The sequence below is a fragment of the Microcoleus sp. FACHB-831 genome (genome assembly GCF_014695585.1).
Classification (GTDB): Bacteria; Cyanobacteriota; Cyanobacteriia; order Cyanobacteriales; family FACHB-T130; genus FACHB-831.
The window spans coordinates 22,204-44,256 of the sequence record NZ_JACJON010000045.1; the positions used below are offsets into that span (position 1 = coordinate 22,204).

17 protein-coding genes are annotated in these 22,053 nt (G+C 45.9%); 14 read left to right on the forward strand and 3 right to left on the reverse strand.

Going from position 1 to position 22,053, the window contains the following annotated elements; all coding sequences use genetic code 11:
* Positions 1-59 precede the first annotated feature (59 nt).
* Together H6F77_RS12115 and H6F77_RS12120 are read left to right on the forward strand one after the other, a co-directional pair.
* Positions 60-293 carry a hypothetical protein gene (locus H6F77_RS12115; protein ID WP_190488772.1) on the forward strand — a complete coding sequence of 78 codons (234 nt, stop codon included), beginning with the start codon at positions 60-62 and terminating at the stop codon, positions 291-293.
* Complete coding sequence (locus H6F77_RS12120; protein WP_242022108.1) at positions 275-1,090, forward strand: phosphatase PAP2 family protein; 816 nt, start codon at positions 275-277, stop codon at positions 1,088-1,090. Before H6F77_RS12115 ends, H6F77_RS12120 begins: the two co-directional genes overlap by 19 nt.
* Here H6F77_RS12120 and H6F77_RS12125 read toward each other — a convergent pair.
* Both H6F77_RS12125 and H6F77_RS12130 read right to left on the reverse strand, forming a co-directional pair.
* Entirely contained in the window at positions 1,087-1,554 is a 468-nt protein-coding gene (locus tag H6F77_RS12125) for an MgtC/SapB family protein (protein WP_190488774.1), read from the reverse strand. The genes H6F77_RS12120 and H6F77_RS12125 overlap by 4 nt on opposite strands.
* A gap of 90 nt (positions 1,555-1,644) precedes the next feature.
* Positions 1,645-2,529, reverse strand: a complete 885-nt coding sequence (locus tag H6F77_RS12130) for a hypothetical protein (protein ID WP_190488777.1) — start codon at positions 2,527-2,529, stop codon at positions 1,645-1,647.
* 209 nt (positions 2,530-2,738) lie between these two features.
* On the opposite strand from H6F77_RS12130, the gene clpB reads away from it, so the two are divergent.
* Complete coding sequence (gene clpB, locus H6F77_RS12135; RefSeq protein ID WP_190488779.1) at positions 2,739-5,423, forward strand: ATP-dependent chaperone ClpB; 2,685 nt, start codon at positions 2,739-2,741, stop codon at positions 5,421-5,423.
* A 19-nt stretch (positions 5,424-5,442) separates the two neighbouring features.
* Positions 5,443-6,396, forward strand: coding sequence for a glycosyltransferase (locus H6F77_RS12140; RefSeq protein ID WP_190488781.1), 954 nt, complete (start codon positions 5,443-5,445; stop codon positions 6,394-6,396).
* Positions 6,397-6,484: 88 nt separating this feature from the next.
* Here the strand turns inward: H6F77_RS12140 and H6F77_RS12145 are convergent, their stop codons facing one another.
* On the reverse strand, positions 6,485-7,474 hold the full coding sequence (locus tag H6F77_RS12145; protein ID WP_190488783.1) for a glycosyltransferase: 990 nt from the start codon (positions 7,472-7,474) through the stop codon (positions 6,485-6,487).
* A gap of 82 nt (positions 7,475-7,556) precedes the next feature.
* Here H6F77_RS12145 and H6F77_RS12150 point away from each other — a divergent pair, with 82 nt between their 5' ends.
* The 10 genes from H6F77_RS12150 to H6F77_RS12195 all read left to right on the forward strand — a co-directional run bounded on the left by H6F77_RS12150 (position 7,557) and on the right by H6F77_RS12195 (position 21,939).
* Positions 7,557-8,534, forward strand: coding sequence for a sulfotransferase domain-containing protein (locus tag H6F77_RS12150; protein WP_190488785.1), 978 nt, complete (start codon positions 7,557-7,559; stop codon positions 8,532-8,534).
* 2 nt (positions 8,535-8,536) lie between these two features.
* The gene (gene cysC / locus H6F77_RS12155) at positions 8,537-9,064 is read left to right on the forward strand and encodes an adenylyl-sulfate kinase (protein ID WP_190488806.1); all 528 of its coding nucleotides are present in this window, start codon (positions 8,537-8,539) and stop codon (positions 9,062-9,064) included.
* A 162-nt stretch (positions 9,065-9,226) separates the two neighbouring features.
* A complete protein-coding gene (locus tag H6F77_RS12160; protein WP_190488787.1) occupies positions 9,227-10,318 on the forward strand; it encodes a radical SAM/SPASM domain-containing protein in 1,092 nt (363 codons plus the stop codon).
* A gap of 152 nt (positions 10,319-10,470) precedes the next feature.
* Positions 10,471-12,453, forward strand: coding sequence for a molecular chaperone HtpG (htpG, locus tag H6F77_RS12165; RefSeq protein ID WP_190488789.1), 1,983 nt, complete (start codon positions 10,471-10,473; stop codon positions 12,451-12,453).
* Positions 12,454-12,779: 326 nt separating this feature from the next.
* A complete protein-coding gene (gene rpmB, locus H6F77_RS12170; protein WP_190488791.1) occupies positions 12,780-13,016 on the forward strand; it encodes a 50S ribosomal protein L28 in 237 nt (78 codons plus the stop codon).
* A gap of 668 nt (positions 13,017-13,684) precedes the next feature.
* Positions 13,685-18,817 (forward strand): hormogonium polysaccharide biosynthesis protein HpsA, encoded by a 5,133-nt coding sequence (hpsA, locus tag H6F77_RS12175; RefSeq protein WP_190488793.1) that lies wholly within the window; start codon positions 13,685-13,687, stop codon positions 18,815-18,817.
* 5 nt (positions 18,818-18,822) lie between these two features.
* Positions 18,823-19,548: a hormogonium polysaccharide secretion pseudopilin HpsB gene (hpsB, locus tag H6F77_RS12180; protein ID WP_199321301.1), complete on the forward strand. Its 726-nt coding sequence runs from the start codon at positions 18,823-18,825 to the stop codon at positions 19,546-19,548.
* A gap of 9 nt (positions 19,549-19,557) precedes the next feature.
* Positions 19,558-20,652: a hormogonium polysaccharide secretion pseudopilin HpsC gene (gene hpsC, locus H6F77_RS12185; RefSeq protein WP_199321302.1), complete on the forward strand. Its 1,095-nt coding sequence runs from the start codon at positions 19,558-19,560 to the stop codon at positions 20,650-20,652.
* Between the two features lie 15 nt (positions 20,653-20,667).
* Positions 20,668-21,249 carry a type II secretion system protein gene (locus H6F77_RS12190; RefSeq protein ID WP_190488796.1) on the forward strand — a complete coding sequence of 194 codons (582 nt, stop codon included), beginning with the start codon at positions 20,668-20,670 and terminating at the stop codon, positions 21,247-21,249.
* A gap of 147 nt (positions 21,250-21,396) precedes the next feature.
* On the forward strand, positions 21,397-21,939 hold the full coding sequence (locus H6F77_RS12195) for a pilus assembly FimT family protein (RefSeq protein ID WP_190488798.1): 543 nt from the start codon (positions 21,397-21,399) through the stop codon (positions 21,937-21,939).
* Positions 21,940-22,053: the final 114 nt, after the last annotated feature.

Here is a 22,053-nt window from a genome sequence, read left to right on the forward strand (position 1 = left end):
TACACAACTTTACAAAAATCTCATTTTCTTTAAGGTAGGGGGTGCGGGGTTAACTAGCCATGAATTATCCCATTCCAGCAAGTTCTCAAGAAATTGTGGCGCTGCGCCAAAGACAAATCGATGAAGAGTTGGTCGCCGCAGCGATCGCAGGTGTAGTTCAGATTACTCGCTCCGAAGGTCGTTCTTTAGACGAGTTAACCGCTGAAGTGTTAGCAGATGATAGCCTGCTAGATCAGTCGCAAAGACGCTGGCTCAGCGACATCGTGGCTGAAGCTTGGAAAAGCCTGTCTTAGACACGGACGATAAGATAATGCCTTACAGCCGCCAGCGAATTATCTCAACTTTGCTGGAGTCTATGCGAGTAGCTTTCCGACACGCCCTCTCCAAGCGGTTGTTGGCGGTGCTGTTGACAATTCGCGCGGGCGGATTGTTGGTAGCGGGGCTAGCGTTATGGGGATTTGCTCAAATTGCCGACGAAGTATTAGAAAAAGAAAGTCAAGCATTTGACAGGGCAATTTTACTCGATCTTAGGCGGCTTCATACGCCTGTTCTAGATCGAGTAATGCCCTCAGTCACAGTGTTAGGGGAGCCAGTCATATTGCTAGGGGTAGGATTGAGCTTGGGAATTTGGCTGTTAATGCAGCGGCGGCGCGAACAAGCACTTACGCTGGCGATCGCAGCCGCAGGCGCAGGCGGCTTAAACTATTTACTCAAAGAACTATTCCGTAGATCGCGACCAGCCTTGTGGGAACGTATCGTTGATGTCAACCATTACAGCTTCCCCAGCGGTCATGCAATGGTTTCCCTAGTCGTCTACGGCGCGATTGGCTATCTGTTGGCAATTCACTTTCGTCGTTGGCGGCTATTAATTATTGCCAGCACTATTTTATTAGTTACAGCTATCGGCCTGAGTCGGCTTTATCTGGGCGTCCACTGGCCAACAGATGTCATAGCTGGCTATGCTGCTGGAATAGTGTGGCTGATGGCCTGTATTCTCAGCCTGGAAATTTGGCAGGAACATCGCCGTGCCCATCACACCAGAACGTATGCATCTGAAGAAGCGCGTCAAGAAACAAACCTACATAATTAGGTATGAGGCTCAAATTTTTTAACCACGCGCAGAACAAACAAACATAACAAAGCCCCGCTTAATCCAAGCTGCCACAACCCACAGCCAGCAGCAATCCCCAAAGCAGCAGAAACCCAAATAGCGGCAGCAGACGTGAGTCCGTGAATTTCTTCGGTACTGCGGTTCTGGGGGGGCGATCGCATAATTTCCCCAGCACCCAAAAACCCAACGCCAGCGGCAATCCCCTGCACCACTCGGCTGATAGTATCAGCAGTCTCAGCACTTTGATGGGTTGCCCCTAATTCGATAGGCACGAGAACAAATAGCGCAGCACCAAAGCTGACCAGCATATGAGTTCTTAAGCCAGCGGGTTTGTGCTTAAGTTGTCGTTCAAGCCCGACAATTGCCCCAAACAGCAACGCTAGGCAGAGTCTGAATATTAGGGATAACCAATCGTAAGCAGGCGGGGAATAAGGGAAGGGCAAGGAAGTTAATAAGAATGAAGGCTAAATTTAGTCTAGATTTGTAAGGATGGCGTAAGGTGGGCAGTGCCCACCCTACTGAATAACTAGGAGTTATTCGATGGGAGAAAACAGCTTTCTCTTTGCCGAGTATTTCCAGGCGATTCCCTCTGGATCTCGGCTGCGGCTCCATTCGGCGAAGTATGGCTCAAATCTGCGTTTGTGAATGGTGCTGGAATGAACTTCAAGCCGTCTGGCAAGTTCCGATTGAATGAGGAATTTTTTATCTGGCTTTTGGGTTGTTGCTAGTTTTGTTTGCTGGGACTGCTCGTTTTGTTGCTCATCCGAAGCGATCTCATCTTCTCCTTCTTCTGTCTCATCATCGGTAGAGTATTCCATCTCATCTACTCTGGCTGGTTCGCTCTCGTAAAATAAGCGACCTAGAGTGCTAGATGGTTCTTTTTGTTCTGTGCTTGGTGGTGTACTTTGTTCAAGCGTGCGAGCTGGCGTGCTATATGTTTTGCTCTCTTGTACGCTCGGCGATGTATTTTGTTCAAGCGTGCGAACTTGATTGCTAGATGCTTCGCTCTCCTCTAAACTGGGCGGCGTGCTTTCGTCAAATATGCTACCCAGAGTGCTAGAGGTTATAAAGTAATACGCTGAGGCTTGGTCTTCATAGTCTCGACGTTGAGCGCCAAATTCTTCAGCTTTAGTAGCCAAATAGCGCTGCGCCGCCAAGCCAGATATATTTGCCTTCATTGCCAAGTCAAGTGCTGTAACGCATCCCTGGTTTTCCTGAAGCAGCTTGTGGAAAAAAGGGTTAACTTGCTGGCTCCACTGTTGCCATTGATAGTGCTGCCAAACTCTCAAAATAGCGCCTACCAGGATCAGTGCCAAAAGCACAGGCCATGCTACAAAAAGAATACCGAACGCAAACGCTATTGGGAAAATCAGAACCAGACCAGCGCTGGCATTACTATCTATTGCTTTTCCAGCCATGTTGCTCAAGAGTGACTTTACTTAGGATCTTGATAACCCAAGATCGACTGCCATCATTGTTGTGACAGACACTCTTATATTTTCAAAGATTGCGATCGCATTTCATGTCAAAGATTCCAACGTCCGGGAAAATAACACGTACTTGGGGTGTTGAGATTGTTATACTGGCGTCTGAGAGCCGCTATTTGACAAAGATATATTTTTAGGAAATGCAGCCCACCGACCCTTCTAAATTTACTGATAAAGCTTGGGAAGCGATCGCTCAATCCCAAGATGTAGCACGTCGATTCAAAAATCAAATGTTAGAGGTAGAGCATTTAGCGATCGCTCTACTAGAACAACAAGATGGGCTGTTCTTACGCATTCTGGTTCGCGTTGGCCTTGACTCCGCTCGATTGCTCCAACAACTCGAAGGCTTCATTCGCAGCCAACCCAAGGTCTTTGCCCAACGTGGCGCTAAACCCTCTGATTCTTCCCAGCTTTTCCTGGGTCAAAGTTTAGAGGTCATGTTAGATGTGGCAGAATCAGCACGCACGGCATGGCAAGATGAGTTTATTGCCGTCGAACATCTCTTACTCGGTTTCACCGAAGATGAGCGCATCGGTCGCCGTTTGTTCAAAAGCTTCAACATCGACCGCCCCAAGCTAGAAGCAGCTATCAAGGAAGTCCGGGGTAAACAAAAAGTTACAGACCAAAATCCAGAAGCACGTTACGAAGCTCTGGAAAAATACGGTCGTGACTTAACAGAACAGGCAAAAGGTGGAAAGCTTGACCCCGTTATCGGACGCGATGAAGAAATACGCCGCGTGGTGCAGGTGCTATCGCGTCGCAGCAAAAACAACCCCGTACTGATTGGGGAGCCTGGAGTAGGAAAGACAGCGATCGCAGAAGGTCTTGCCCAGCGCATCATCAAGGGAGACGTGCCCGAATCGCTTAAAAACCGCCGCTTGATTAGCTTAGATATGGGCAGCCTCATCGCCGGGGCAAAATACCGGGGAGAATTTGAAGACCGACTCAGAGCTGTGATGAAGGAAGTCACCCAATCTGAAGGTCAGATTGTCCTGTTCATCGACGAATTGCACACGGTCGTCGGTGCTGGTGCTACCCAAGGCGCAATGGATGCGAGTAACTTGCTCAAACCCATGCTCGCACGGGGCGAACTGCGCTGCATTGGCGCAAGTACGCTCGACGAGTACCGCAAGCACATCGAAAAAGATGCCGCACTAGACCGCCGCTTTCAGCAGGTCTATGTAAATCAGCCCACTGTTGAAGATACGATTTCTATTTTAAGGGGGCTGAAAGAACGCTACGAAGTCCATCACGGCGTCACAATTACAGATGCCGCCCTAGTTGCAGCCGCGACACTTTCCAACCGCTACATCGCCGACAGGTTCCTGCCAGATAAAGCCATCGATTTGGTGGATGAGGCAGCGGCAATGTTGAAAATGGAGATAACTTCTAAACCTGCGGAATTAGAGACTATTGACAGGCGGCTGATGCAGCTAGAGATGGAAAAGTTATCCCTAGCAGCAGAAACCAATCGCGGATCGCGCGGTGGCGAGGCGGTATCGCCTTTGGCGAATCGCCTAGAACGCATCGAACAAGAAATTGCTGACTTGGGCGAAAAACAGCGCAGTTTAAGTTCTCAGTGGCAATCGGAAAAACAACTTCTGCAAGATATCAACACCGTCAAGGAAGAAGAAGACCAGATAAAGTTGCAGATCGAACAGGCTGAGAGGGCGTATGACCTGAATAAGGCGGCGCAGTTGAAGTACGGACGCTTAGAGACATTGCAGCGCGATCGCGAAGCTAAGGAAGCTAAGCTGTTAGAAATTCAAGCACGCGGTTCGGCTTTGTTGCGTGAAGAAGTACGAGAAGACGACATTGCCCAAATTGTCGCTAAGTGGACTGGTATCCCCGTCGATAGGCTGATGGAGTCGGAACGCCAGAAACTGCTACAGCTAGAATCTCACCTGCATCAACGGGTAATCGGTCAATCAGAAGCTGTTTCTGCTGTTTCTGCGGCCATTCGCCGCGCCAGGGCGGGGATGAAAGACCCCGGGCGCCCTATAGGTTCTTTCCTGTTTATGGGGCCAACTGGTGTAGGAAAAACCGAACTTGCCCGCGCCTTAGCCCAGTTTTTATTTGACAGCGATGACGCTTTAGTGCGGATCGATATGTCGGAATACATGGAAAAACACGCTGTATCCCGTCTAGTCGGTGCGCCTCCGGGGTATGTGGGTTACGAAGAAGGGGGCCAACTTTCCGAGGCAATTCGCCGCCGTCCTTACTCGGTAGTATTGCTCGACGAAGTGGAGAAGGCCCATAGGGATGTGTTTAATATTTTGCTGCAAGTACTGGATGATGGGCGGATTACAGATTCTCAGGGGAGGACTGTTGATTTCCGTAACACAGTTATTGTAATGACGAGTAATATTGGCAGCGATCATATTTTAGGTGTTGCTGGTGATGATTCGCAGTACGAATTGATGACGAAGCGGGTGACAGATGCGCTGCGATCGCATTTCCGTCCAGAATTTCTCAACCGCGTGGATGATAATATTATCTTCCACACTCTTAGTAAGTCTGAATTGAGATCGATTGTCGGCATTCAAATCAAGCGCATACAACAACTGTTAGGTGACCAAAAAATTAGTTTAGAACTCACTCCAGCCGCTCAAGATCACCTGGCGCAAGCAGGGTACGATCCTGTTTATGGGGCGCGTCCGTTGAAGCGGGCAATTCAGAGGGAAGTGGAAAACCCAATGGCCACAAAACTGTTGGAAAATACTTTTGTGGAGGGGGATGTAGTAGTAGTTGATTGCGCGAACCATGCCCTGACATTTACAAAAAAAACGCCGCTGAAACTGCCAGAAGCTCAAGCTGTTCTGTAAGGAGCGATCGCTTGTAGCTATGCCGACAATCTCTACGATTATTCCTGCTTACAATAGTGAAAAAACTATTCGGGAAACAATTGAGTCAGTCATAAATCAAAGTTTCTCAGACTTGGAAATAATCGTCATTAATGATGGTTCGCAAGACTCAACTCTAGAGATTGTATCGTGCATTTCAGAACCCCGGTTGAAAGTCTTTTCCTATGCCAATGCTGGCGTATCGGCGAGTCGCAACCGGGGGTTTTCTCATGCTACTGGCGAATATATTTCGTTTCTGGATGCAGACGATATCTGGACACCGGATAAATTAGAAGCGCAGTTAAAAGCTTTGCAAGAAAATCCTCAAGCAGGTGTCGCTTATAGCTGGACTAATTGGATTGACGAATCCGGGCGATTTTTACGTCCAGGTCTTCATATTGCGAGGACAGGGGATGTTTATAAAAATTTATTAGTAAAAGATTTTATAGAAAGTGGTTCTAATCCTTTAATTCGGCGACAAGCTTTAGTCGAAGTTGGTGGCTTTGATGAGTCGCTGATGAATACTGCCGATTGGGATATGTGGCTGCGGTTGGCAGCCCGTTATAATTTTGTAGCGGTGCCATCACCACAAATTCTATATAGGGTTGCTCCTAGTTCGATGTCTTCTAATGTTTGGCGTATTGAGGATGAAAGTTTAAAAATAATTGAAAAAGCTTTTGCTTCTGGGAATGAATCTTTACAGCCTCTTAAAAGAGAGATTTTGGCAAATCGTTATAAGTATCTTACCTTTAAAACTCTTGATGGAATTCCAGAAAGGCGTAGAGGCTTAGTAGCCGCTAGATTTCTTGGGAATGCGGTTAGAAACGATCCAGCTATGCTCCAAAACCCAGTAATTTTATTGATAGCTTTATTTAAAATTGCAGCAGTAACTCTACTACCATCTAAACAAGCTGAGGCATTGCTAAGGAAGGTTAAAAGTTTATCTAAAAAGTAAGAAAATTAACCCTAACTGCTTCTCTACAAGCTAAATATTGCTTGTCTCTGTACTGCGAGTAGGAGTGAGCGAGAAGTCAAATTTCTACTTACTTGATGTCCGCACGGATGTAGTTGAGCAAACCATTAATATCGGCAAAATTCTTAAATTTAGTTAACAAAGGCTCTGACTGCTGAGGAGGTAGTAGAGCCACTGTGGAAATTTTCAACAAAGATTTAAACATCACTCGTGCGTGTCGAGCCAAAGACGGATCGTTTTTTATAGCATTCCAGAAAAAGCGGGCAGCGATCGCGCCTCTTTGTTGTTTAGGAGAACCTTCTAAGGCTTTAAACGTAAGATACTTGTAAAGGTTAGCCAGACTGTATCTTTTTAAGTGCTGTAAGGTTTCCGGAGCGCTACTATAGGCTTTTTCAAATACTTGCAAAGTTGCAGCTTCCAGCCTGAAAACATTAGCAGACATTGAACTAGCAGATACTCTATATAAAATTTGTGGCGATCGCACGGCGATAAAATGATAACGAGCTGCCAACCGCAACCACATATCCCAATCTTGAGCCGCCGGAAGCGACTCGTCAAAGTTACCTACAGAGTTAAAAGCTTCCCTGCGTATCAAGGGGTTTGAGCCATTTTCTAAGAAATTCACTAACAACAGCTTCTCTAAAACATCGCCATTGGCACTTATATGACTGCCCCGACGCAAAAACTGGCTAGAGTCATCTATATAGTCTGTCCAACTATAAGCAACTCCCGCTTGAGGATTGTCGATCAGCGCATTTAGCTGCGCCTCCAGCTTATCTTGCGTCCAGAGGTCATCTGCATCTATAAATGAAATATATTCCCCCGAAGCCTGGGCTAATCCCCGGTTGCGGCTGGCAGCTAGCCCAGCATTAGAATACGAAAAGACCTTAATTCGGGAATCGGGGATTTGGGAAATAATATCCAGGCTGGAGTCTTGCGAGCCATCATCTATCGTTATTAATTCAAAATCTGAGAAACTTTGGTTTAAAACCGATTCAATAGTGTCTCGAATGGTAATTTCACCATTAAAAACGGGAACAATAACAGATATCAGGGGCATAGTTCTTATAGCGATTTAGCTTGTGGTAGTTTTCTAGGAAACGAGCGCAATCGAATAAAATTAGGAGTCACATATTTTGGTAATGAATCCACAGTCAACTCGGCGGCTTATCGTAAGCGGCTGGCAGAACATCAAAAGTAAGCTTCCACCTCAAACCAGCAGAAGAGTTGGAACGCTGATCGGAAAATTAGCAAAAACCCCTATAGGGCGCAAGCTTGGCGTCTGGTATGACGATCGTTCTGCTGACGCTTTTTTAATTTCCTTCCCCAAATGCGGACGAACTTGGCTGAGGTTGATGATCGGGCGATCGCTCGAACGTTACTTTGATTTATCTCATCCCGATATTCTGATGAGAACGCTGGAGTTGAGCCAGCTATCAAGTCTACATCCTGACGTACCTAAAATTGTAGTTAGTCACGATGACGATCCTCAATGGAAAAAGCCCCAGGAATTAGAGCAATCTAAGGAAAAATACAAGCACGCCAAAGTTATATTGTTGGTACGCGATCCAAGAGATGTCATTGTATCCAACTACTTTGAACATAGCAAACGCATTAGCGCCGACCATGTTAAAGTTTTAAGCAAGCTAGAACATTTAAAACCTTACGTCGATCGTATAAAACTCTACGAAGGTGACTTGCCTACCTACATACATGAAGAAATAGGCGGCTTTAATAGCTTGTTAAGATTTTACAACATTTGGGTAGAAAATCAGCACGTTCCAACAGGTCTTTTGCTTGTAAGGTATGAAGATATTCATGCCAATCCCCACCAGGAAGTAAGGAGAGTTTTAAACTTTGTGGGGCTAGAGCAAATAAGCGATGAAATTATCTCTGAAGCGGTTGAATACGCATCTTTTGACAATATGAGAAAGATGGAAGAGGCGGATAAGTTTAACTCGCTGATATTAAGACCGGGTAACAAAAAAGATGAAGAATCTTTCAAAACCCGCAAGGGAAAAGTGGGAGGATTTACCGAGTATCTAGATGAAAAAGAAATAGAGTATGTGAATCGCCAAATGAACGAAATTCTATCAGATTTTTATGGGTATAAACCGTGAATATAGAACAGCGTGGCTTGACAGTTTGGTTGACGGGGTTGAGCGGTGCAGGCAAAACTACTATCAGCCAAGCCTTAGAGAAAGAACTGCGATCGCGCGGATGTAAAGTTGAAGTCCTAGATGGAGACATAGTGCGCCAGCACTTAGCAAAAGGACTCGGCTTTAGCAAAGAAGACCGCGACGAAAACATCCGGCGCATTGGTTTTGTAGCCAACCTCTTGACACGTAATGGCGTGATAGTAATAGTTTCCGCTATCTCTCCTTACCGAGAAATTCGAGAAGAATTAAGGGAAAAAATTGGTAACTTTATGGAAGTGTTTGTAAACGCTCCATTAGAGGTTTGCGAACAACGCGACGTGAAGGGACTATATAAAAAAGCAAGAGCTGGAGAAATCAAAGGGTTTACTGGAATTGATGACCCCTACGAGCAACCCCTCAACCCTGACATTGAATGCAGGACTGCTAAAGAAAAAGTGACCGAAAGCGTGTCCAAAGTTATGGCAAAGATAGAAGAATTAAGTTACCTTTGAACTATAAGTTATAAAGTGACTTGCCAAGGTAATTATAGAGACGCGATCGCACTGCGTCTCTTATTTTCATTATTTTTACTAAAATAAATTATTATTAAACTTCCCCTACCGTAAATATCATCTATAAATTACATAAACTCCTACAACAAAGGCTCAATAAAAATGTTTAAATCGCTGTTAAGCAATCTTAAAGCACTGTTCCCCCAACCTCTCAAAAAACGCCTGAAGCGCAGCGTGCATCATTGGCTTAATGTTATCTCAACCGAATATAATTTCCGCTTTAGACGCCAAGCAGTCAAAGAACAATTGAACGCCATCCGCAACTTACCCAGAAATCTCCACATTGAAGGGACTAACATTTGTAATGCCAAGTGTACCTTTTGCGCCTATCCCCAGATGGAAAGAGCAAAGGAAACAATGCCGATGGAGGATTTTAAACGCATCATCAATGAGTATGTGGCGATGGGCGGCAATTATGTCTCGCTCACACCAATTGTCGGAGATCCTTTCGTAGATCGCAACATTTTTGAGAGGCTAGACTACCTCTACTCGCTTCCTGAAATAAAAGGGTTTTACTTCTACACAAACGCAATTTTAATGAAGCCGCAAGTCAGCCAACGGCTTCTTGCTTACGGAGAAAAGTTAGAAATTCACGTTTCATTTGGTGGGTTCGATAGAGAAACGTACAAAGAGATTATGGGCATCGATATGTTCGATGTCGTGCGCCATAATATTGAAGCGTTTATTGACCAGAAAGTTCGATCGGGTTCCGCTACTGGGTTCCAAATTGCGCTGCGCTGTCCTCTCTCAAAGTGTACGGGAGATTTGTGGAAGAAGTTTCGCCAATTGGAACGCGAGGGAGTATTGAAGATCCAGTCTATCCCCGCCTATGATTCTTGGGCAGGAAAAGTAAAGGAAGAAAATCTTAAAAAGGTGGGATTGGAACCAACAGAAAAACCATACAAGCGGGGTGCTTGCGAACTTTTGTATATGAAACCTATTGTGTTGGCAAATGGTAAAGTAAATGCCTGCGCTTGTCGGGATGTTGAAGCTGAGTTAATAGTAGGCGATCTTAAGGAATCTACTCTATCAGAAGTTTGGACGGGTAAGGGTATTGAAGAATTGATTGAGCGCCACGAAAGCGGCGATTTTCCCGATGTGTGCAAGCGTTGTACTTGGTACGTTAGTGTTTATAACCGCCATAGTGCTAATAGCCGGATAAACCAAGCCGCATTGCACTGGAGCGAACAATGATTTTGAGGTATTTTGTAATGGGGAACAATGCCTGAGCGCGAGCGAAGTAGGGAAATCCGAAACGACATCGGTGGGGTATCCTATTTCACGAGTGGGGAGCGATCGCGCAAAATCATTCACATAAATCCTATACACAACTGCACAACACAGCCATGACCGTACTGGAACAGGGCAATATCACTATTCACACCGAGAATATCTTCCCCATTATCAAGAAGTCTCTCTATACAGATCACGAAATCTTCTTGCGGGAATTGATATCCAACGCCGTCGATGCCATCCAAAAACTCAAGATGGTCTCTTTCGCTGGCGAAGTTACGGGGGAAATCGGCGAACCGGAAATTCAGATTGCTATTGATAAAGACAAAAAAACTCTCTCTGTCACCGATAACGGTATCGGTATGACAGCAGATGAGGTAAAGAAATACATCAACCAAGTTGCTTTTTCTAGCGCCGAAGAATTTATCGAAAAGTATAAAAACAACGGCGAACAGGCGATTATCGGCCACTTCGGTCTGGGATTCTACTCATCCTTCATGGTGGCGAAGCAAGTAGAGATTGATACTCTCTCTTACCGGGAAGGAGCGCAAGCCGTACACTGGTCTTGCGACGGTTCGCCAGCGTTCCAGTTAGAAGAGTCCACCAGAACCGAGCGAGGCACTACTGTCACCCTGACGCTTCAAGATGAAGAACAGGAGTACCTTGAACCGATTCGCATTCGCCAGTTGATAAAAACATACTGCGACTTCATGCCAGTTGCGATTAAACTCGATGGCGAGGTCGTTAACAAGCAAAAGGCTCCTTGGAAGGAATCTCCCCAAAACCTGACTAAGGAAGACTATCTAGAGTTTTATCGCTACCTCTACCCCTTCCAGGAAGAACCGTTGTTGTGGGTGCATCTGAATACAGATTATCCCTTCATCCTCAACGGGATTCTATATTTCCCGAAGCTTAAGCCGGATGTAGATATTACTAAAGGCCAGATTAAGCTGTTCTGCAATCAAGTCTATGTAAGCGATCGCTGCGAGGAAGTAATTCCTAAGTTTCTGCTACCGCTGCGGGGAGTCATTGACAGTACCGATATTCCCCTGAACGTTTCTCGTAGCGCTCTGACCAACGATCGCACTGTTCGTAGAATTGCGGATTACATTGCTAAGAAAGTAGGCGATCGCCTAAAAGAACTTTACCGCGACAACCGCGAAGAATACATCCGTTGCTGGCAAGATATTGGCACTTTTGTCAAATTCGGTTCGCTCAACGACGACAAATTCAAAAAACAAGTTGAAGACATCATCATCTATCGCACTACAGTTAATCTGAGTGCTGCTAGCAGCGATACCCCAGCAGTCCAGGTACAAACTGAAGGGGAAGATGCTTGGCAAGACGTAACTCCCAAACCCTCTGACAATAAGGATTCTGAGGGTAAATCTTACACCACCCTTAAGGAATACCTGGAGCGTAACAAAGACCGCCACGAAAATCGCGTCTATTATTGCACCGACGAATCCTCCCAAGCCACCTACGTGGAATTACATAAAAAGCAGGGTCTGGAAGTCCTGTTTATGGATTCCTTTATTGACCCTCACTTCATTTCGTTCTTAGAGCGGGAGTATTCTGAGGTTAAGTTCTCTCGTGTAGACTCCGACTTAGACAAAACGCTGATTGACGAAGATAAAGCTAGCGAAATTGTTGACCCCAAAACCAACAAAACCCGCAGCGAAACGGTTAAGGAATTGTTCGAGAATGCTCTCAACAAGCCGAAAGTGAATATCCGAACCGAAGCGCTGAAGTCGGATGATCCGCAAGGAACGCCGCCAGCGATGGTACTTTTACCAGAAGCTTTGCGACGCTTGAGGGAGATGAACGCCTTAATCTCGCAGCAAAATGTCGAGTTCCCTGAAGAACATATTTTGGTAGTTAATACAGCGCACCCACTGATTCAACAGTTGGTCGAGATGAGCCAAGGTAGTATCGTCCAAGCTGAGGGTAAATCTCCTTCCGGTGAACTGGCTAATATGATTTGCCAGCACGTCTACGATTTGGCGCTGATGGCTCAGAAGGGATTTAACGCCGACGCGATGAAATCCTTTGTTGAGCGGTCGAATCAGGTACTCACTCGTTTGACGCAACGCTAGTAAAAACCCCTCCCCCTTGCGGGGACTGAGGAATTTTCTCGTTCCCTGGCTGGAGCTTGGGAACCCACAACTAGAGGCTCTGCCTCTTTTTTTGTCTATGTTCTCTTAATTGGGACTAGAGGCTGGAGCCTCTATGCACCGCATTTCCTCGCGGAGCCAGGGAACGAGAGAATAACAGTTTTTATTCAGGTCGAGCAAACCTCAATCGGGAATGTAGTATTGTAAGTATGCTGGCAGAAGCTGTTTTTGTATAAATCCCTATCAGGGATTGAAATACAATAGAAGGCTGTACCTAAATTTAACGAACTCAAGATACGAGGTTTTTTATGTCGCGCAGATGCCAGTTAACCGGGAAAAAGGCTAATAATGCCTTTGCAATTTCTCACTCGCACCGCCGTACCAAAAAGCTACAGGAAGCTAACCTACAGTGGAAGCGGATTTGGTGGTCGCAAGGAAACCGTTGGGTGAGGTTGCGGCTCTCCACTAAAGCAATCAAGACTTTGGGACACAAAGGTTTGGACGCGATGGCAAAGGAAGCTGGGATTGATCTGAATCGTTTCTAAGACGATTAAGCCCTGGCGATCGCTACATTATTATCCCCCTAACCGCGTTCAGGCTCCCGCCTGCATATGTAATGCGGTTAGGGGGATATTTTTTTTGCTGCTGCTTGCATTGCACAAGCCAAACAACTATCGTGACGCAATTTCTTTTAAATTAGCTAGGAGTCTCTCACAGCTTTAGTTTTAAGCGTTAAACCCCACCCAAAATCTAAAATCTAGAATCTAATATGGGTAAGGGTGATAGGTTTTACCAAACACCTGGGTACGATAAGTGTAGTTACCCTAGCCCTAACTCTAACTTTTGTTAAGCTATGGTAAATTTTTCGGGGTAGTCTATGAATTTTCGTAAATCTCTCTCGTGAGAGAAGCGCGATCGCGGCCTTAATTTCAAAATACGAAGTGGGGTTCGCATATCCGGACATCTAATCAAAAAATTAACCAGAGCTTCAGCAAATCTGCCTGCGTATTTTCTCGGTTGATAGCAATGGTTATTGTTGTTATGACAGAAGAGAACCGCAAGTTAATGAAGTTTCGATGAATTCTACCACAAAGCGGGATTGTTGGAACTCGCAGCAAGGTCTACCTTAGCAAATCTACCAACAACTCCGATAAATTACATTAAATTTTCACAATCAGCCAGCAGTATCTAAATGTTTGACAGGAAATTGGCCATGTCACTCAGCAACAAGCTAATCAAGGGTGTCAAAAAGTTCAGCCGCCAGCTTTGGCAGGTATCTAGAACCATTACCAAAAGCCTAATGACGTGGCTTTTGCGCGGGATGATGCTTAGGGGACGGAGGAACCGCGCAACAAACGCCGGATTCGTGTTGCCAACGGTGACAATGGTACTCCTGGTAGTAGTGTTGCTGACAACAGCGATCGTCTTCCGGTCTTTTGACAGGGCAAAAAATGCCAGCAATATCAGGGTGAGCGAGACAGTATTGGCAGCTGCCACTCCTGGAATTGACCGCGCTAAGGCAAAAATAGCCCAAGTATTTAAAGATCCCGATGTGAACAAAAACAAACCATCGGAAGAACAATTATATGACGTAATGTCTAGGCGGAAATTTACCTTTGGTGATGAAATACAGCTGACGCTGGCTTATGACATTAATAACAGCGGCGGAATCGAAAGCACCACCATAGCTAATCTGGCAAGTGATGAAACCCTAAAGACCGCATGGAAGTTTCCAGTTGATACAAATAATGACGGTAAGTTTGATAGCTTCACACTTTACGGTATATATTTCCGTACTCCTGATGCGCGTACGACTAACTCAAACAGAACTCCTGTAGAGGCTAGAACAACGCCGATGGATGAGACTTTGGCAGGGGGAGCATGTGCCCAGGCTGCCGGTACAGCTGCTAGTAAGGCAGATGGTGCAGGTTGGTATACTATCGGTAACAGAGCCAAGAAAAGCTTCCTTGTATACACGGCAACAGTGCCAATTACTCAGGCGGATATAGATAGTCTAGACCCTGATGTATATAAAAATAAAGAAGAGCAATTCCAGACTTATAAGGGGAACCAAGGCTTTTCTGCTGTAGAGTACCAACAAGATTGGGCACAGATACCGTTAGACAACAATGCCGTAGTTTATGAAGATGACTTGGTAATTACGCCTGGTTCTGGTATCAACCTGAACGGTCGAATTATGACCAACAGTAATCTTATTACCGGCAGGGAATCAGCACAAACAGGCGAGATAAATTATTACCTAGTAAGCAGCCCGAATTCTTGCTTTTACAAAGAGGAAAATAGCAAGATAATAGTTGGTGGAAATGTAGTTGTTGGTAGACCTGGTGCGACCACACCGTTTCTACCGGTTGACGTTCATCTGTTCAACCAAAGCAATAGAACTGCGACCCCCAACAGAGTTCAACTAACAACGACAAATGACTCAGTAATTGATACGGCCAGCCAGATAGCGTATAACAGTCGTACTTATGCTGAACGAATAAACTCCCTAGTAAATACATGGGTAACTACAAACCCTGGTTCTTTACAAGGGGATGGTGCATTTTATAACGCTGCCGATCCAGATGATGTAATAAAGGCAATTAAGAACAACATCAACCCCAGAGATCCGCAGGTACGCCTGAAAGAATTAGAAGCTCACTTCAAAGACACCACGCGCCGCGTAGCTTTTAAAGAAGATCCTTTTATAAGTACGGCCCCGCAACAAGCAAACATACAAGGAACCAAGGATACCGTGCGACCCCAGGATCTTTGGATGTTCCCAACCGATCCTAACAACGGCTTTGAGAGCAGCAGCTATAGTAAGGTTCTTCTAAGTAATTCAGGTAACACAATAAATCCACCAGCTACAGACCCAGAAAAACAGAAAGTGATGAAGAGGGAGCCATTGCTGGGCGATCGCGTTGTGGTGGGCAATGGCTTACCTGCCAAATGGGATGTTGTAGCTGGAAGAATCTTGGGCGAGGAGCGCAAACAACTCATCAAACCCTCTGGCGATGCAGTATGGAATGGTTCTACGCAGAAGCGTTATCGCATTACCCAGACAAGACCTCTTTCAGATCTGGGGGATACAGATAGAAATGGCTTCTGGGAAGAAAGTGCGGCTAGATCCCCACAGCAGTTGCTAGATGGCTTCGGAGGTATGCGGGTAGTTACTGGGGCTGGCATTTACGTGGATGATGATGGCGATATTGCGAAGGGGCCTCCAACATACAAACGCCAGGACACAGATTCTAGTAACAAAGGTAAAACATCTTTTCTACCCCCTCCGCAATGGGATTTGAAATACGATCCCCAAGGGACTGCTCCAACCAAAGTCAACCTGGAAAAACTAAAGCTTGCAGGTGAAGACCCAATACTGGTGTGGCCTGACAGCATGCCTATGAGGGGTGGGTACGAGGAAATTAATGGGAACGAAGAAAACCCCATTCCATTAGATAGAAAAGGCGATCTCTTAATGAGAGCGACGGCAGTTTATCACTACGCCACAGATGCAGTTACCAATGTGAACCGTAGCGATATGAAACCGATCGCCTGTGTGAGTAGCTACTACAATCCTACAGATGAAAGGACAGCTAGAAATGAGGCAGGCTTAAAGGATGTGAGCGGCGTGATTGATACCAATGGTGATGGCACGCCCGACACCTTAGCCAATGGTAAGGCAATACTGCCAGCACTAGGAGCTAATGATGGCAAGTCAAACAATGGTATCGTTTACCAACCAGTTGATAGAGGCTCTTTTGCAGGATCTTTAACCCAGCTCAGGCGCCAAGCCAGACTTGTATATCCAAACGGGCGCTTTGCCAACGAACCCTTGAGAAATGCGATCGAGAAATATACTGCTGGTGCTTTTGCAAATTTCACGATGGCTGACTATTCAGCAGTAGATACGGCCCTTTGTGCTCTCAGTATCTTGGATAAAACGGCAACCCCCGCAACTGTAGTACCTGATGGAGCAATCTACGAAACTGCATTTCTAGATACTCGCGAAGTTAAGGAAATTGACAAAGTTAGGCCGACTCCTGGAACGGAAGCAAGCTATGACGTTTTCGTGGAAGATCGTCAGCCACTGGAAGTTAAAGCAACAGTATTGGATTTAAACTTGCTACGGCAAAAACAAATTGCAATTCAAGGCAGCCGTCCAGCTAAACCAGAGCCAGAGTACTTGCTGCCAAACAGCGGGATCATTTATGCAACGCGAGATGACGCTGCGCTAGATCTGAGCAACAACAGTATAGATACTGCAACTCAAAAACGGCTGAGTTCGACTGACTTGGTGCTAGATCCTACGCGCAGGATTAGTGGAATCATGCTGGTTAACGGTACGCGCCTAGATCGGCCAAACACCACATATCAAGATATTGAGAAGGGTTTGATCTTAGCCACTAACTTACCAGCTTATGTCAAGGCCTCGGTAAACCCCATTTCAAGTGATGCTTACACCAAGACTGGCTTCAACCTGCATCAAACCCCAAGTGGGAGACTGCTAGAAGAGTTCAGCGATATCAAGCTAGCAACAAAAGCCGGTACGTGGACATCCGCAGACTTCTATGGTCGTAAAGATACAGCTCTAGATCCAAACTTTGCTTGTCGTAAAGGCGACCCCAAGCTGCCAAATTGTACGGAGGGAGACTTATGGCGACAGGCAAGGGTGCTGGCAGATAGTGTAACTTTACTTTCTAGTAATTTCCAGTTTGGTTTCCGGGCGGATGGGGACTATGACTTGAGAAATAACGCTGGGATTGCCACCGTTGATTACACTCAAGGCGATAGCGAGAATAAGTTTGAGATTCCACAAAGCGTCGATGAAACAAAGAATGGTGCTTTGCTGGGTATTGACCTAGATGGTAATGGAAAGGAAGAAGGTAGCGTCCCCGTTGACCAAAAGAAAGTCCCTGTCTCCTTGCTGCGTAGGTTTAATGGGTTTTTCGATAATGACTTCGTAACGAGCGCTCCTTGGTTTGATGTTAACGGATTTCCCGCTGATAAAAATGCCGCTACTTCCGGATTCCAGGGCAGCTCTTATGCCAATAACTTAGTAACGCCGATTCAGCGGCGGGCGCTTTTCCCAGAGTTCTTGATGGAAATTTGCCGGAAGATCCCTGTTTCCGAATGTGGCCCCAAGGACTGGTTTGTGGGCGTGGCTGGTGATACTCCTGGTGACGACGAACGTGAGGTGACAGCGCGTGAAATAGTCGCAAACGGAAAATACAAGAATAAAGTTAAGGTTAGCGAGCTTTTAGCGGGTACCACAGCTAGACCAGCTTTAAGAGAAGCAGATCAACGCTATCCTCGTCGAGTCGCATTCTATCGCGACAGAAATAATCAACTGCTAGATTTGGAGGTGCTGGGAATCGGTAATAGCAATGACGCTTTTAACGATGACGAAGCAAAAGTCAAAAGATATAACCTAGATAGTTACGACAACACAAGGCGCCCTCGGTTGCATCCCACAGCTTTGTGGTACAGGACAACAGCCGGTAGCAACTTTACCTACAACCCTGGCAACCCCCTGTATGTAAAACCTCCAGAAACACTGCTGGGCGAGCCGCTTTTAGTGCCAGTCCTGCAAATTCAGACGCCTTTTGGTGCGGCTACCGCTAATGCCCCCTTAGACGTTGAGCGCTCGATGGGAACAACAGACCCGAGCGCATCACCGACGATACAAACCCGACCAGGCACAACCGTACCGCGCAACACCATACACTGGATTCAGCCAGCTCATTATCCAGGTAATGCCACAGGCTCTACTAACAGCGAAACCTTCAATATGGTAATAGCTGGAGGCGATACTCCGGCCACTGATACTGCACCTAACGGTGGTCTGCCTAACTTTGTGCGGTTGCTAGAAAACTGGCAGAAGAGCATTCCCAGGATCAGCGGGGGTCTGATACAGTTCAAGCGCAGTATCTATGCCACAGCTCCTTACGAGGTGGTAAGAGCAGGTGCAGCAAATACGAATAGGGCAAGAGATCTAAGCCGGTTTGGCTACGAGATCGAGAACAGTGGTATGGCTGATAACAATAGACCGTACAGGGTAAATAACAGTGCGGGCAGATCCCCATTCTTCCTCGCACCTGACAAGCGCGAGTGGGGGTTTGATGTAGCTTTGCTGTCTCAGTTACCAGACTTGTTCTCCCAACGCTTCACAAGCCCATCTTTAGACCCAAATGAGTTTTACAGGGAAGTCGGTCGGGATGACAATTGGGTAAAAACGCTATTGTGCGCGAAGCAGGCCACGGGGACTCCAGGCAATTTACAACCTGCTATCAATTCCCCGCAATATCGTCCTACTCAGTTTTGTAACGCAAAAAGTGGTGGCTGATCGTGATGAAACGCAAACAAAAGCAGCATATTCCTCACTCTAGTCAGGCTGGTTTCACTCTCATCGAGTCGTTGGTGGCAATTATAGTGGTAGCCGTTCTGCTGACAGCAATGGCACCTGTTATGGTTCTATCTACAGCGACAAGGATGCAGTCAAAGCGGGTGGAACGGGGAGTCGAAGCCTCCAAAGCCTACATCAATGCTCTCCAGTCAAGAGCGATTCCGGCTCCCGCCCACACAGTTCAGGTAGTGGGGGAGTACAAGCCCCCCACCACCGTTGGCGGAAAAGGAGAATTCACATCCAAAAGGGGTACTTTCACTGATGCGCCTGCTCCAAGTGCAGCAGATTTTACCTGTACCACACCAGGCGCAAATGGATACTGCAAAAACACTCCGGGAGCGACCTTGTACTGTTTCGATATTGACGGTATTGCTGGCTGCGATAGTACCAGTCAGAGGGATTTGATAGTTCAGGCTGTTAGGAGTACAACAGTTGCTAATGGTAGCGATGATTCCGATAAGGGCTACCTGATGATGGTTAGGGTTTATAGGGCAGATGCCTTAAGGAACGGCGGTTTGCTTAAGACACAGAAGCTACAAGGTCAAAAACAAGCAACTTCTACAGCAGGAATGGGCGCTCGCCTATTGCCCCTGGTAGAAATGACTACAGAAATACGCCCTGCGAGACCCGACTATCAGGATTTCTGCGATCGCATTAGTTGTAAAAACTAGCACAGTCTAATGGGTAAAGCTAATTCAGCTGTTGCCCGTTTCATATTTGAGGATTTGATAGATGTCAGGGGAGAAAATGGCACCATGCTCGGACTAATCAAATTTATACTACTCGGCCAGTTGAAACGGCCTAAGCTAGCTGGGAAAAATAGCGGCTTTACCCTAATAGAAGTGTTGGTGGCTATGATATTAGCGGTCATAGTCCTCGTCCCTCTGATGGGGTTTGCTATCAACATGGTGGACTCAGACCGCAAAGAACAAGCAAAGTCAACATCAGACCAAGAAATTCAGTCAGCACTGAACTATATTGCTCAAGACCTGCAACAAGCAGTATATATCTACGATGGCGCAGGCATAACCGCCATTAAATCTCAACTGCCCCACGCTACTAATACTTCTCAAGTTCCCGTACTTGTATTTTGGAAGCGCGATATACAGCCGAACGTCATACCTATTGGGAGTGGGACAAAGTGTAGTAGCACTCCTAGCAAGTGCGATGACGCTTTTGTGTACTCGCTGGTGGTTTACTACCTCATGGATAATGGTAGTACGCAGAATGTATGGTCTAAGAATGCATACAGTATTGGCCGAGTTCAAATAAATGGTAGTCTAACAGATGCAGCCGGTAAGGATCTCGTAAAGGCATCTCCAGGATATAAGATATTTAGCCTTGATGGTTTGGGTACGCTGTCAGACAAAATGAATAAGTGGCAAAAAAGTACTGATACCAATATAGACACCAACCCTACTGCAAGACTGATTGATTATGTCGATAAAACTACTGCTGGAGTACCGGAACTGACTGACTGCACGAAATTATTTCTTCCCGACTCCGATCCTATAGTTGCAGCCACCTATACTCAACAAAAATTACAAACTCCAAGTTATACCGGTACTGACGCAGTCGATGCCAAGTTTCAAACACGTAGCTTCTACGCTTGTGTAGATTCAAATAGAAATACAGCGCGAGTGTTTATCAGAGGAAATGCTCTCGTTCGCTTTAGAGACTCCCCAGCCTCTAAATATAATCCGAATGCGGCGGCTTATTTCCCCATAGCAAGTGTCCAGGTTCAAGGACGCGGTGCTTTAGCTAACAACCAATAAAAAGGAGAAAACACTATGCACAACCTGGCATCGTGGAAAATTATACAGCAATTATTGTTAGAAAAAGAAAGCAATAAGCGATCGCAACCTGGAGCGAAGTTGGTGCGTAGTGGATCTAACTCTGGATTCACGATGATCGAGTTGTTAGTAGTGATTATAATCGTAGGGGTTCTAGCCGCGATCGCAGGCCCTAATTGGTTAGCCTTTACTAATCGGCAACGTATAAGTACAGTTAACGATGCCGCCTTTAGAACCTTACAGCGAGCGCAGTCAGAGGCTAAAAGAACAAAACTAGGCTACACCGTTAATTTTAGACAGCCTGCAAATGCACTTCCAGAGGTTGCTGTTTATGAAACTGGTAGTACGCCGGAATGGAAACCATTAAGCGAAAATTTAGAGTTAAAACCGAGACAAATTAAAATTATCGCACCTACAACCCCCATTTCGTTTGACTACCAGGGTAATGTAGATAAAAGATCCCCCACTACCCTTCCCGCTAAGGTTATAGTATCTGTACCCAATAGTGGCAGGAAGCAGTGTGTAATTGTGGACACTCTTCTAGGAGGAATGAGAACAGCTTCCGGGTCGGGTTGTTAATAGCAAGACTTTAGTTAGTAGGGGATAGATAATAAAAAAAATACATTTATCCAAACCTTCTGCTGAATAATCAGTAAGAATACAGAAGATAAAAAGCGCACTTATAGAGAAACTAAAGAATAAGGTGCGTCTTTTTGTATATAACCAATGTTGACCCGAAAGCCTGTTCGCGATCGCCTTGGATTCACGCTCATAGAAATGGTAGTAGTTGTTTTAATTGTCAGCATTTTGGGCGCGATCGCCGCCGCTAGCTGGACAGCTTTCCTTAATCTTCAGCAGCTTAACACCTCCCAAGACCAAGTTCTCCGAGCCATGCGCGAAGCCCAAAGTAACGCCAAACGCGACAAACTTACTTGGCAAGTCAGCTTTCAACAAGTCAAAGGCGTCGCTCAGTGGGCAGTTAACCGTTCTGAATCCAACGAATTCATCCCCGCAGGCATTAGTTGGAATCAACTCGGCCAAAATATTCAAGTAAACAAAGACGCAACAACTTTATATCGAGAAACTCAAGCAGGTAGGTGGCGAATACAATTCAACTATAAGGGTCATCCGCAAGATGAACTAGCTGGAACAAAATTAGGAAAGATAACGCTATCTATTCAAAATGGCGGTCAACGCAAACGTTGCGTAATTGCTTCTACCCTAATAGGAACGTTACGAACAGATAAAGATAAAGACTGCTCAAAATAACTATAGCCTTTCTCAAGTGAATGAGGTATAAAAGGGTGAATATTTGATGAGTTAAAAATGAAAGCGTACTCCATTGATTTACGGCAAAAGATTATAGATGCGTACCACAGCCAG

Bases quoted from the DNA above. Each gene is read 5' to 3' on its own strand.
- H6F77_RS12115 (WP_190488772.1), top strand. From the start codon at position 60: ATGAATTATCCCATTCCAGCAAGTTCTCAAGAAATTGTGGCGCTGCGC.
- H6F77_RS12130 (WP_190488777.1), bottom strand. From the start codon at position 2,529: ATGGCTGGAAAAGCAATAGATAGTAATGCCAGCGCTGGTCTGGTTCTG.
- clpB (WP_190488779.1), top strand. From the start codon at position 2,739: ATGCAGCCCACCGACCCTTCTAAATTTACTGATAAAGCTTGGGAAGCG.
- H6F77_RS12140 (WP_190488781.1), top strand. From the start codon at position 5,443: ATGCCGACAATCTCTACGATTATTCCTGCTTACAATAGTGAAAAAACT.
- H6F77_RS12145 (WP_190488783.1), bottom strand. From the start codon at position 7,474: ATGCCCCTGATATCTGTTATTGTTCCCGTTTTTAATGGTGAAATTACC.
- H6F77_RS12150 (WP_190488785.1), top strand. From the start codon at position 7,557: ATGAATCCACAGTCAACTCGGCGGCTTATCGTAAGCGGCTGGCAGAAC.
- H6F77_RS12160 (WP_190488787.1), top strand. From the start codon at position 9,227: ATGTTTAAATCGCTGTTAAGCAATCTTAAAGCACTGTTCCCCCAACCT.
- htpG (WP_190488789.1), top strand. From the start codon at position 10,471: ATGACCGTACTGGAACAGGGCAATATCACTATTCACACCGAGAATATC.
- rpmB (WP_190488791.1), top strand. From the start codon at position 12,780: ATGTCGCGCAGATGCCAGTTAACCGGGAAAAAGGCTAATAATGCCTTT.
- hpsA (WP_190488793.1), top strand. From the start codon at position 13,685: ATGTCACTCAGCAACAAGCTAATCAAGGGTGTCAAAAAGTTCAGCCGC.
- hpsB (WP_199321301.1), top strand. From the start codon at position 18,823: ATGAAACGCAAACAAAAGCAGCATATTCCTCACTCTAGTCAGGCTGGT.
- hpsC (WP_199321302.1), top strand. From the start codon at position 19,558: ATGGGTAAAGCTAATTCAGCTGTTGCCCGTTTCATATTTGAGGATTTG.
- H6F77_RS12190 (WP_190488796.1), top strand. From the start codon at position 20,668: ATGCACAACCTGGCATCGTGGAAAATTATACAGCAATTATTGTTAGAA.
- H6F77_RS12195 (WP_190488798.1), top strand. From the start codon at position 21,397: ATGTTGACCCGAAAGCCTGTTCGCGATCGCCTTGGATTCACGCTCATA.